The organism is Paraburkholderia sp. RL17-368-BIF-A (assembly GCF_046054045.1).
In the GTDB taxonomy this organism is placed as follows: domain Bacteria; phylum Pseudomonadota; class Gammaproteobacteria; order Burkholderiales; family Burkholderiaceae; genus Paraburkholderia; species Paraburkholderia graminis.
The window spans coordinates 1-12,487 of the sequence record NZ_JARESN010000027.1 but is presented as its reverse complement, the minus strand read 5'-3'; the positions used below and the strand labels follow the sequence as shown (position 1 = coordinate 12,487).

Sequence of the window (12,487 nt, the reverse complement as noted above, 5' to 3'; positions counted from 1 at the left end):
TATGCGTGCGCCTCGCGAGTCGCACGCGGCGCGAGGAGTCGCGCTCGCGGCCCGGGATGCGAACACCGCAAGCGTCACCACGGCTTCTCGCCGCGCATGCCTCTCGCGCATCGCCACGTTTTTCGCGCTAACCGCCGCCGCGCCCTACGCACACGCGCTCGGCATCACCACGACAGCGCCCGATCCCGACGCACTCACCACTCAACAATCCGCTGCGTTTCGCGCGTGGTTCACGCGCATCGTCGATCAGCAAATGCGCCGCGGCCCGACGCCGCGCTGGACGCAACGCGACTGCGCGGGCCTCGTGCGCTTTGCCGTCGGCGAAACGCTGCGCATGCACGACAGCAAATGGCTGCGCGCGAACGGCATGACAGGTCTTGCGGACACAAGCAGTCTGCCGCCCGAACTGCAACTGTCCGCGTCGCAACGCACGATCGCGAATCGCTGGACGCAGATCGACGGATCGACGGGCGCATACGCATCGGCCATCGCGCTGATTCAACGCAATAGCCGTTTCGTTTCGAAGGACGTCAACCAGGCGCTGCCGGGCGACCTGCTGTTCTTCGACCAGGGCGACGACCAGCATCTGATGATCTGGCTCGAGCGCTACATCGCTTATCACACAGGCACCGTCACGCCGACCGATACCGGTCTGCGCGCGGTCGCCGTTTCCGACCTGATGCAATGGAAAGATTCCCGCTGGCAGCCGCTCGACGGCAATCCGAACTTCGTCGGCGTGTTTCGTTTGGACTTTTTGACACCATGACCCGAATGAATTCCGTTGTCGCGATGAGCCACTGGTTGCGCAGCACGCGCCGTCGCTCGGCACTTATCCTGGCGACGCTGCTTGCGGCCATCGCGCTCGCGGCGACAAGCAGCGTCGCGTTCGCCGGCGACGACGCATCGTCGAGCGCGGCCGCGGCCGAGTCCAGCATCGCCGCGAATCCCACCTTGAACGCCGCGCCGACGAGCAACTACAGCTCGCAGAAGGTGGACGGTCAACCGTTCTTCCTGCTTTCGGATGCGAGCTTCGGCAGCAATCAGACCGCGCAGGTTCGGCTCGAAGCGCCCGGCCGCGATTTCAAGGACGCATTGCAGCCCTACGGCGGCGCGGACATCGTCGTGTATCGCGTGGGCAAACCGCTCGACTTTCTGAAGGCGCAGAAGAACCTGCATCGGCTGAATGTCGCGCCGAATTATCAGGGCGAAGGGCTCGCGAACACGCTCGCTTATTTGTGGGACCGTTGGTTCACCGAGGCGCGCCGCGCATGGCAGCGTGTGCTTTCGTTCGCGACTCGCAGCAAGGCAACCGAAGCCGCGCCGCAATTCAAGCTCGGCGAGCAAACCGGCAAGCAGACGCAATTTGAACAGAACTCGCAATTCGCGCCGCTGAAGGGCTATGACATGGTCGCGCGCTTTCGCTATCCGATCTGGGACGCGAAACTGATCGAGCCGCCCAAAGGCGTGAACCTCGCGGGCAGCAGCAGTAACTTTATCGAGGCAAGCGCGGGCAACGTGATGATTCCGGTCGGCAAGCTGCCGCCGGGGCTTTATATCGTCGAAGCCGTGATCGGCAACTATCGCGCGCATACGCTGCTGTTCGTGTCGGATACAGTCGCGGTCGTGAAGGCGGCATCGAGCGGAATGCTCGTGTGGACCACGCGGCGCGACAACGGCAAGCCGGTCGCGAATACGGACGTGAACTGGACCGACGGCGTGGGCGTTTTGCAAAGCGGCACGACGGGCGGCGACGGTGCACTTCTGCTGCAACACGTCAGCCCCGAGCGCAGCTATGTGCTCGGCGTCGATCCGCAGGGCGGCGTGTTCGTGTCCGAGAACTTCTATTACGACAGCGAGATCTACAACACGAAGATCTACGCAGTCACGGACCGGCCGATGTATCGTCCGGGCGACCCCGTGCATGTGAAATTCATCGGGCGCACGTTCCAGAACGCGACGCAATCGTCGGCGCCCGCGGAAGCCGACATCAAGCTCGACGTGCTCGATCCGAACGGCTCGCCGGTCGCGACCACGAAGGCGCATTTCGCTTCCGATACAGGCGCGGACACGTCGTTCACTCTGCCCGCCGACGCGACCGCCGGCGGCTACACGCTGCGCTTCGACTACAACGGCGACGTGTATGGCAGCGCGTTTCGCGTCGCCGAATACGTGAAGCCGCATTTCGACGTCAACCTGTCGATGGATAAAGCCGACTACGCAACCGGCGAGCCGCTGAAGGGCAAGATCCAGTTGCGCTATCCCGACGGCAAGCCAGTGCGCGACAGCAAGATTTCGGTCACGCTGCGCGCGCAGAAAGTGACGATCGTCGACGGCGAATTGCGTTATGCGGGGCTCTTTCCCGTCAAGCTCGAGCAGCAGGAACTGACGACCGACAGCGACGGCAACGCGAGCCTCACGCTACCGGCCGCGACCGAACCGAGCCGTTACGCGCTGACGCTCTTCGCGCAGGACGGCGCCGCGTACAAGGTGCGCGTGACGCGCGAAGTGCTGATTGCGCGTGGCGCGACGCCGTATCGCCTGACGACCGCGAAGTCGTTCTCGCAGCCGAAGGAAGCGGTGAGCTTCGATCTGCAAGCGCTGGCCGCGCTCGACCCCGCCGCGCATGCGCCGGCAAAATGGGAATGGACGCGCCTCGAATCGCAAACGCATGCCGAAGGCACGTTGAAGAGCGAAGCGAAGAGTGAGTCCAAGAGCGCAGGCGGCAAGCTGTCGTTCACGGTCCAATTCGATCAGCCCGGTTCGTACATGCTGTCGGTGAAGGACGATAGCGGCAATCTGCTCGCCGCCGTCAGCCATTGGGTCGCGGGCGACGGGCTCAAGGCGATTCCGGGCAGCGTCGAGATCGTGTTCGATCGCGACAAGTACAAGATCGGCGATACGGCCGAGGCGCTGATCACTTTCCCGTTACCCGTCGACGATGCGTTGCTGACGCTCGAACGCGATAACGTCGAGCGGCGCGCGCTGCTGAGCGCAGGCGGCGACTGGCTGCAACTGCAACGCGTGACGCCGGTGCAATGGAAAGCGCGCATCAAGGTCGGCGAGGACTTCGCGCCCAACATGACGTTCTCGGTGCTGTACGTGCATGCCGGCGAATACGCGTTTCAGAACGCGGGCATCGTGGTCGCGCAGCCGCAGATCGAACTGAGTGTGAAAAGCGACAAGCCGGTGTACGGTCCCGGCGACACGGTCACGCTCAACTTCGACAGCACGTTGAACGGTAAAGCGGAAGCGGCGAATCTGACGGTGAGCGTGGTCGATGAAATGGTCTACGTGCTGCAGCCGGAGATCGCGCCGAACATCGTCGACTTTTTCTATCATCCGCGACGCAACAACGTGCGGACCTCGTCGAGTCTGTCGTTCATTACCTACGACCTCGCGCGTTCGCCGCTCAAGGGCGCGCCCGGCGGGCCGCAACGCGCGAATTACAACGAGCGCGGCGTGAAGGTGCTGGAGCGGCCGCGTCGCGACGATCAGGACACGGCCGCGTGGGAAGGCAATCTGAAAACCGACGCGAGCGGTCACGCGACGATGACCTTCAAGATGCCGGACTCGCTCGCGCGCTGGCGCATCACCGTGCGCGCGGCCGCGCCCGACGGCATGGTCGGTCAGCGTACCGCCTATGTGCGGTCGGACAAGGCGCTGTATCTGAAGTGGAGCGGGCCGTCGCGTTTCCGCGTCAACGATCAGCCGGCCATCGACATGATCGCCTTCAATCAGACCGAAGTGGATATGGACGCGCAGTGGCTAGTCGAAGGCGGCGGTTTGTCGCTGAACCAGAAGGTCACGCTCAAGCGCGGCGCGAATTATCTGCGTCTGCCGAGCGGCGCGTTGAAGGCCGGCGTGATCAACGCGAGCTTGCGCCGCGGCGATAAGGACGTGGACCGCTTGCAGACCACGATTCGACTCGACGCAAGCGGCTGGCTCGATCTGCACCAGAACACCGTCACACTCGACGGTTCGGGCAAGCCGCTCAATCTGCCGCAAGACGCGCAGGACGTGAGCGTGCGTTTCGTCGGCAATGCGGCGAGCCAGTTCATGCGCGTGGCCGACGATCTGATCGACTATCCGTATGGCTGCGCCGAGCAGACGTCGAGCCGGCTGATTCCGCTCGCGCTTGCACACGACGCGATCGGCCGTGGTGACAACGCCAGCTCGACGCAAGGCATCGAAGCGTTACTGCGCAATCAGCGGCAGCGCCTTGCGATGCTTGCGGGCGTCGGCGGCACGTTCGGCTGGTGGGGCGACACGACCGGCGGCAGCGCGCTTGTCACGGCCTACGCGTATTACGCGGACTGGCTCGCGAGCCGCAGCCTCGGCATCAGCTTGCCCGCCGCCAACTGGCAGCACGCGATGGAGGTGTATCGCGACGCCGGCGCGAAAGAGCCGCTGTTGCATCGTGCGTTGGCGCTGTGGTTCATGCAGCAGATGGGCTTGCCGGTTGCGACACCGGTATCGGGCGTCGCCGCTGACTTGATGAACGATGCGGCGGCCACGGCGAAAGCATCGGCTCGCGCTGCGGCCAATGCCGCATACAGCCCGACGGACAGCATCGTGTTCGCGCAAGCCGACTCGCCGCGCGGCAAACAGATGGCGACGCTGCTGGTCGCGAGCATGGCGCGCGGCACGGGCGCTCAAATGCCGGACGGTTTTGATGCCGCGGCAAGCGCGGCACGCGTCGCGTTGGGCAACGATCCTGCGCCGCTCGTGCAAAGCCTGCTTGCGATGTCAGGCGATGCTGCGGGCGTCGATGCGACCGCGTTGCTCGCGAAGAGCAGCGCCGACTACCCGACGCTCGACCGCGCGCTGACGCTGCTGTGGTTGCGCAAGGCGCTCGGCGGCGACGTGGCCGCTGCGTCGTTGCCGTCGCTGCAAGGCGCGGGTTGGACGCGTGCTGCGACAGCGACCGGCACGCCGTTGTGGAAATGGACTGGGGCCGCGCTGCCGTCCGCGCTCGACGCAGGCGCCGCGCGCGCGGACGTCAGCGCAATCGTCTCGTTCCGCAGTCATGCGAGCGAGGACAGTCGCCTGAACATCACGGTCGCGCGTCGCTTCTACAAACTCGAGCCGCTCGAAGTGAAGGCCGATCCGAAGAAGCAGGGCGCCGCCGAGAGCAGCGTCGGTCGCTCGGCGTTCACCGCACGTCTCGTGAAATCGGGCGATGCGATCGACAGCAATGCGCTGTACGTCGACGAAGTGACGCTCACGCCGCGTTCGGGCAACGCCTATCACTATGGGCTGCTCGACGTGCCGCTGCCGCCTGGCGGCAGCGTCGAAGCGACGAGTTGGGGCGTGTCGATCGACGGCTTGCCGGGCGAGAAGGAAGGCGAGAGCGGGCCGCAACCGTTCGCGCGCGCGGCATCGTATGAAATGGGCGAGCTTTCGTATCATCAGCCGGTGCCTTTGCTCGACCGTCCGGTCGCGTTGCGGCAACTGGTGCGCTTCGCATTGCCGGGCACGTTCGCATTGCCGCCCGCGCGCTACTTCCGCATGTATCAGCCGGATGCGAAGGCGTTCGAAGGCGGCAAGAGCGATCGCGCGACGACGCTGCGCATTCAATAGCGAGGCGTCGGAAATGTTCCTCGGCACGCTCGTCAGGTCGGTACGCGGTCGCGTTGCAGCAATGCTGCGGATCGCGTTCGCCGTGGCCGCGATGTGCGTGTTGTTTGCAGCGAATGTCGAGCGCGGGTATGCGGCGGTGCCGTTGGCATCGGCGTCCGCTTTCGTTGCGTCCGGTGCCGCGTCCAAACAGGCGTTGCGCTTTGCGTGGCTGCGTGATGGACAAAGCCAGCTTTGGCAGGCCGACGCCGGCGGCGCCGCTGTCGGTCTCTCGCCGCAATCCGCGGTGCCGTTGCCCGCGACACTGGAGACGCCGCTCGGCAGCGTATGGAAACTCTTCGTCTACGGCTATCTCGTGGACCGGAACATCGCGACGCCGGACTACACATGCAGCGGCGGCGATCCCGAAGAAGTGTATTGCTGCATGACCGGCGGTCGTATCGATCGCGAACACGCACTCGTGCAATCGTGCGGACGCTTTTTCGAGCCCGCGCGCCTGCAGCTCGATCCCGTCGACTGGCGCAAGTACTGGACGGCCGCGAATGCGCCAACGTGGCTGCGCAATCTTCACGCGATGACTCCGACGCAGCGCGTGCCCGTCGCGCAACTGCTTGCCGCATTGCAGGCGATGCCGGCGCGCCCGCGCGAAGCGGCGGCGAGCACGCTGGTCTCGGTGCTGACGAGCGGCCGGGGCGAAGGCACGGTGTCGCTCTACGGCAGCCTGCTGCGCGCGAAGACCTGGACGATGCCCGACGCGGCGCGGCCCGGCGCATCGGTGGGCGGCGCGGCAGGCTGGCTCGCGGACGGCACGCCGATCTGGCTCGGCGGCTCTGGCGGCAGCGCGCGCGTGCTCGCGTCGGCCGCGCCGCGCATCGCGCCGCTGCTCACGCAAGTCGCCGTGCCGGATGACGGCGCATGCGTCGTCGTCGATTTTTTCAGCCGCTATCCGATTCGCGAAGTGCTTGGCGAGCACAGTTCAAAGCGACCGTCGGCGATGGTGCCCGACGGGCCGCTGAACGGCGAGTTTCGCGTGGGCTTTGTGAACGGCAACTGGGCGCGCGTGACGAGCCGCGGAGAACTGCGGCTCGATCGCAATGCGGCGGGCGTGCCGCAACTGATCGGCCGCTTCGGCATGAACGACTATGTGGCGCGCGTGGTCGAGCGCGAAGGCGACACGGCGCAGCCGGAGGCGGCCAAGGCGCTGGCCGTGGCGGCGCGTAGTTATGCCGTACAGCATGGCGCGCATGATCACGGCTGCTTGCGTATCGACGACAGCAGCAACACGCAGCGCGTTCTGCCGCGTGCGCCGACCGCAGCGGCGCGCCGTTCCGCGGACCTGACCGACGCGCTCGTGCTGACCGGCGTGCCCGTGCAGTATCACCACGACAAGGCCGCGCCGGGGCAAATGAGCTGGCTCGCCGCGAAGGCGTCCGCGCAAACAGGACTGACGTTCGACGCGATCCTCGCGCGCACGTGGCCGCAGGCGACGCTCACTTCGTTCCAGAGTCCATTGTCCGGCGATTGCGTCGCGGTGGCCGGCGCGCGCGAATGGCTGCAGCGCAACGCGCCGTTGTGGGCGCGGCGCATGGACGGCGCAGCCGGCTACGAGACGCCCGATTTGCCCGCCGTGTGCGCGGTCCGCGAAGGACGTCCGTATGCGGATGCGCAGCGCAATCGCGTGTATGTGTATCGCCTGCAGAGCGAGGAGGATCGCATCGCGCTCGCGCATGAATATGTTCACCTCGCGTTTCAGCACCATCCGCGTGGGCTCGATGAAGATTTCGTCGAGCGCACCGCGCGCGTGCTGATTCGTACCGACAATCCGATCCAATGAACGACGTGACGTTTTTATTCCGGTTGATGCGGTCTTCGGCGGCGGGTCGGGTTCGCTCGCGCGCTGCGGTGCTGTTGGGTGCGGCTGCTTTGGGGGTGGTGGGCACATTCGGCGCGGGTCTTTTCGCTGACGCCTACGCAGCCGGCAAGGACGGCGCCGTGGCCGATCTGACCGGCGCGTTCGGCGGCTGGCGTCATAGCGGGCTCACGAACGAAGGCGAGCAATTCGTCGCGGCTTATCCGCGGCCGCCGATCGATCGCGGCGCGCAGCGCTATCGCACGCTGATCGAAGGACGCCTCAGGCAGATCGACAAGCACGCGCGCAAGCCGCCGACGCTCGTCGTCAACGGCAATGCAACGCCGCTCTATACCGACGACGAAGGCGCGTTCGCGCGGCCGTGGGCGTTCGGTGCGGGCTCGAACAGCGTCGAACTGATTTCCGCCGATGGCAGGCAGCGTCAGCGCATGCAGTTTTACGAAGCGGACCGCAGCAAGCCGCAGGCGAAGCTGCGCGCGATGGTCACGTGGGACGACCCGCGTGCGCAGGTCGATTTGCATGTGATTACGCCTGGCGGCCTGCACGCGTTCTTCGGCAATCCGACTTTGGAAGACGGCAGCGGCTTCGACGTCGATTCCGTGGACGGCGCGGGGCCGGGGATTTTTTCGTCGGCGGCGCCGGAGCATGGCACGTGGCTTTTCTTTCTGAACTACTGGGGCAATTTCGATTCGACCGGCTACAACTTCGACGCCGCCGCGCACGACCGCGACGTGATCACCGCGACGTTGACGCTGGTCTTCAACGAAAACACGCCGAACGAACGGCGCGAAACGATGATGGTGCCGCTGCGCAAAATCGGCGACCTGATGCTCGTGAAGAGCGAGCGACTTTGATAGCGGGACGGGAGCAGTAACGATGAAGCGCAGAACGACGGGATGGATGAACGCGGGCCGCGGCTTGCTGCTGCTCGCATGCTTGCAGGGCATGTCGGCCGCGCAGGCGAGCGACATCGACATGAGCGCGCCGCTGAACGGCTGGCGTAATACCAGCGGCGACAACGAACGCTATACGCAGGACGTGCATTATCCGGCGGTATCGGTGGCGACGCCCGAAGGGCAGTCGAGATTCGCGCTGATCCAGGGGCAGATTCGCAACGCGCCGAAGAAGAAGGGCAACACGGTCGGTACGCTGGTGGTCGACGGCACGCCGCTGCCGCAACGCATCGAAGAGGACGGCAAGTTTTCGCGGCCCTATGCGTTTCCGGCGGGCAGCAACAGCGTCGAACTGCGCGCGCCGGACGGCAGCCGCAAGCGCGTACAGTTCTACGACGCCTACAGCGGCAAGACGCAGCCGAAGCTGCGCGTCGTGCTCGCGTGGGACACCGACGGCACGGACCTCGACTTGCATGTGGTGTCGCCCGACGGCGCGCATGCATGGTACGGCGAGCGCGTGATGCCGAACGGCGGCGCGCTGGACGTCGACGTGACGACGGGCTATGGGCCGGAGATTTATTCGTCGGCGGCGCCGCTGAAGGGCACCTATCTCGTCTACGTGAATTACTACGGCAGCGGCAGCGGCCGCAGCGACATGACGGTCGCTCAGGTGACGATCATCAGCAACGAAAACACGCCCAGCGAAAAGAGCGAGACGATCCGCGTACCGATGCGCAAAGCCGGCGAACTGACGCTCGTGAAGACGTTTGTGATGCCTTGAGCGGCGCGTGTTTGTTCGCTTGCGTACGATCGAGCCGCAGCACGTGCACGCGATGAAAACTGTGCGCGCTCAGACACTTGAGCGAGTCTTGCGCAGGATATCCACAGGCTTGTTCCCAGTTTCTGTGGACAACAATGATAGTGGTGTTGGGCGCTTGCACTTACCCTCCCTTACAGGGCTTCAAGTTTCAGCCGGTCACGGTCGATACAGCTTGTAAGCGGCTCTGCGCCGCAAGCCCTGAAGAAACGAACGGAGGTTGCAATGCAAATCGACAGCGCATTGCCGTCGACATCACAAGCCACTGCTCGTGCAGCGAAGAATGCTTCGTTATCGTCTGCCGATGAGAACGATGAGGCTGCGTCGCGCTCCTCTAACTCGAACACGTCCGAGCAGGACGCGGCTGTGCGTATCTCAAGCGAAGGCGCCGCTGCGGCGGCTCTTGCGTCTGATGCGGCAAGCGAAGGCGCTTCGGGTTCGGACTCGTCGGCGGTGAAGTCGTTTGCGTATGGCACGCTCGGACTCGAACGGCCGGATCAGCCGCACGAAGAGCGCAATGCTTTTTACACAGCGGGACGTTGGCTCGCGGCGGGCATCACCCTTGGCGGCATCATTTCGCTGCTTATTTGACTGTTCGCGAGCGTGTCCGGCTGAACGGACGAACTGCGTGAGGGGACTCGAGGATTTCAGGCGGGGCGCGCTTGCCGTGCGATGTGCACGGCAAGCGCGATGTGATGCGGAGGTTGTTGCTTAGCGGTCGAGGAACGACTTCAGTCGATCGGCACGGCTCGGATGCATGAGCTTGCGCATGGCCTTGCTCTCGATCTGGCGAATGCGCTCACGCGTGACGTCGAACTGCTTGCCGACTTCTTCCAGCGTGTGATCCGACTTCGTGTTGATGCCGTAGCGCATGCGCAGCACCTTCGCTTCGCGCGGCGACAACGAGTCGAGCGCGTCGTCGATGGCGGCGCGCAAGTCGGCTTGCATCGCCGCATCCGCCGGCGACGAAGCCGCCGAGTCTTCGATCATGTCGCCGAGCGTGGCATCGCCGTCGTCGCCAACAGGCGTTTCCATCGACACCGGCTGCTTGGCGATCTTCAGAATGCCGCGCACCTTCTCTTCCGACAGATCCATGCGCTCGGCCAGCACCGACGGATGCGCTTCCTGACCCGTCTGCTGCAGAATCTCGCGCGAAATGCGGTTGAGCTTGTTGATCGTCTCGATCATATGCACCGGCACGCGGATGGTGCGCGCCTGGTCCGCGAGCGAACGCGTCACGGCCTGACGGACCCACCACGTTGCGTACGTCGAGAACTTCCAGCCGCGACGATATTCGAACTTGTCCACCGCTTTCATCAAGCCGATGTTGCCTTCCTGGATCAGATCGAGGAACAGCATGCCGCGATTGACGTACTTCTTCGCGATGGAAATGACGAGACGCAGATTCGCCTCGATCATCTCGCTCTTCGCCTTGCGCATCTTCGATTCAGCCGCGACCATCTGGCGGTTGATCTCTTTCAGATGCTTGAGCGGCAGCGAAACGGTGGCTTCGATGTCGATCAGCTTTTGCTGTTCCGACTGAATTGCCGGCAGATGGCGCTCGAGCGCCGCGCCGTACGGCGTGTTGCCGCGCGCCGCACGCTCGGTCCAGCCGAGGTCGGCTTCATGACCCGAGAACGATTCGATGAACTTCTCGCGTGGCATGCCGCTCTTCGTGACGACGATCTGCAGAATGTTGCGCTCGATTGCACGCACCTGCGCGACCTGATGCTGCACGTCGCCGCACAGACGGTCGATGGTGCGCGCCGTGAAGCGGATCTTCGCGAGATGCTGCTGGATCTCTTCACGCGCCTTCTGGTACGCCTTCGAGCTGACGTCGCCGCGCGTGTGCGACGCGTTCATCTGGTCGTACAGAATGCCGACTTGCGCGAAGATTTCGAGGCAGTCGCTCGTGAGCTGCTTCAGGCGTGCTTCGTCTGCCGCCGACGAGTCGGCCGGGCCGACGTCGTCGTCGCTATCGCTGTCGTCGTCTTCGTCGGCATCAGCGTCGACGTCGGCTGCGGCGTCCGCGCTGGCGGTTTCTTCTTCCGCAGGGACGTTGTCTTCGTTCAGGCCGTCAACCAGTTCGTCGATGCGCAGTTCGCCGTCCGCGACTTGCTGGGCGCTTGCCAGAATCGCGGAAATTGCGAGCGGGCATGCGGCGATTGCCTGCACCATTTCGTGCAGGCCGTCTTCGATGCGCTTCGCGATCGCGATTTCGCCCGCGCGCGTCAGTAGCTCGGTTGCGCCCATTTCGCGCATGTACATGCGCACCGGGTCGGTCGTGCGGCCGAACTCGGAGTCGACCGTGGACAACGCAACTTCGGTTTCTTCGTCCGCCTGATCGTCGGAGACGACAGCGGGGGCGTTCGAGTTCAGCAGCAGCGTTTCGGCGTCCGGGGCCTGCTCGTAGACCTGCACGCCCATGTCGTTGAACGCGCTGACGATGCTGTCGATCGCCGCCGTCTGCGCGAAGTTATCGGGCAGGTGGTCGTTGATCTGGGCATGGGTCAGGTAGCCTTGCTCCTTGCCCAACTGGATCAGCGCACGCATCTGGCGCTGACGCTCTTCGGCTTGCTGCGGCGGCAGTTCGGCCGCCACGGGGATCGCTTTGCCCGCGCCCTTGCCCTTGGGCGTACGGCCCGACGGAGCCTTTGTGTAGGCTGCGGTTTCGTGTTGCGAATCTTCGCGATCAAAAGGGTTCACGTATTCTCCTCGAGAGGCTTCGCTATGAGACGCAAGACGCGACCGTCAGGCGTTTCGAGCATGGCTCAACATCACCTGAGTGACTCAACGCGGTTATAAGGCTGTGTGCTCTGGGGAGCAAAAAAGATGAGCCCGCTTGGAGCGGGCCGATAGAATGTGCGAAATTCGCGCGGCTCGCATTATATACGAGCTTGCGCCTTCGCGCGCATTGTGCGCAGCAATTCGTCGCATGTTGTTGCCGGTCTTCATACTGTGCGCGACCGACGAATGGCAGACCTGTAACTATAGACCAACTTGCGCGTGTTCACACGAGTGCGTTGTCCTGGTTATCCTCGTCGTCCTATGTGGAAGCTCATCTGCATATATGTAGCGCGCGAACGTGACGAGCGTCGTGTGCGCATGCAAAAGAAAATTCGAGGAGGGGCTTGACGGCCTGTCACTCGATCTTCATAATCTCGCTTCTCTGCTGCTGATGCAGCGACGCAGAACGAAGCAGTGCCGGGTGGTTGAAGTGGGCGCTGTGAAGTGTGCGAACCGATCTTTAAAAACTAACAGCCGATAAGTGTGGGCGCTTGATGCGCGACGCGCGCCGGGTTGCGGGGTTTAACTCCGGAGCCGGGCGAG

7 protein-coding genes are annotated in these 12,487 nt (G+C 64.2%); 6 read left to right on the top strand and 1 reads right to left on the bottom strand.

Going from position 1 to position 12,487, the window contains the following annotated elements; genetic code table 11:
• Position 1 precedes the first annotated feature (1 nt).
• The 6 genes from P0D87_RS29725 to P0D87_RS29700 all read left to right on the top strand — a co-directional run bounded on the left by P0D87_RS29725 (position 2) and on the right by P0D87_RS29700 (position 9,748).
• On the top strand, positions 2 to 766 hold the full coding sequence (locus tag P0D87_RS29725) for a DUF1175 domain-containing protein (RefSeq protein WP_082367124.1): 765 nt from the start codon (positions 2 to 4) through the stop codon (positions 764 to 766).
• Positions 763 to 5,580, top strand: a complete 4,818-nt coding sequence (locus tag P0D87_RS29720) for an alpha-2-macroglobulin family protein (RefSeq protein ID WP_082367122.1) — start codon at positions 763 to 765, stop codon at positions 5,578 to 5,580. The genes P0D87_RS29725 and P0D87_RS29720 overlap by 4 nt, the downstream gene beginning before the upstream one ends.
• A 13-nt stretch (positions 5,581 to 5,593) precedes the next feature.
• Positions 5,594 to 7,411, top strand: a complete 1,818-nt coding sequence (locus tag P0D87_RS29715) for a DUF2300 domain-containing protein (RefSeq protein WP_053859625.1) — start codon at positions 5,594 to 5,596, stop codon at positions 7,409 to 7,411.
• Positions 7,408 to 8,301, top strand: a complete 894-nt coding sequence (locus tag P0D87_RS29710; RefSeq protein ID WP_082367121.1) for a YfaP family protein — start codon at positions 7,408 to 7,410, stop codon at positions 8,299 to 8,301. Before P0D87_RS29715 ends, P0D87_RS29710 begins: the two co-directional genes overlap by 4 nt.
• Before the next feature lie 22 nt (positions 8,302 to 8,323).
• On the top strand, positions 8,324 to 9,121 hold the full coding sequence (locus tag P0D87_RS29705; RefSeq protein ID WP_171800796.1) for a YfaP family protein: 798 nt from the start codon (positions 8,324 to 8,326) through the stop codon (positions 9,119 to 9,121).
• Between the two features lie 261 nt (positions 9,122 to 9,382).
• A complete protein-coding gene (locus tag P0D87_RS29700; RefSeq protein WP_053859623.1) occupies positions 9,383 to 9,748 on the top strand; it encodes a hypothetical protein in 366 nt (121 codons plus the stop codon).
• 120 nt (positions 9,749 to 9,868) lie between these two features.
• Here the strand turns inward: P0D87_RS29700 and rpoD are convergent, their stop codons facing one another.
• Positions 9,869 to 11,863, bottom strand: a complete 1,995-nt coding sequence (gene rpoD / locus P0D87_RS29695; RefSeq protein WP_053859622.1) for an RNA polymerase sigma factor RpoD — start codon at positions 11,861 to 11,863, stop codon at positions 9,869 to 9,871.
• Positions 11,864 to 12,487: the final 624 nt, after the last annotated feature.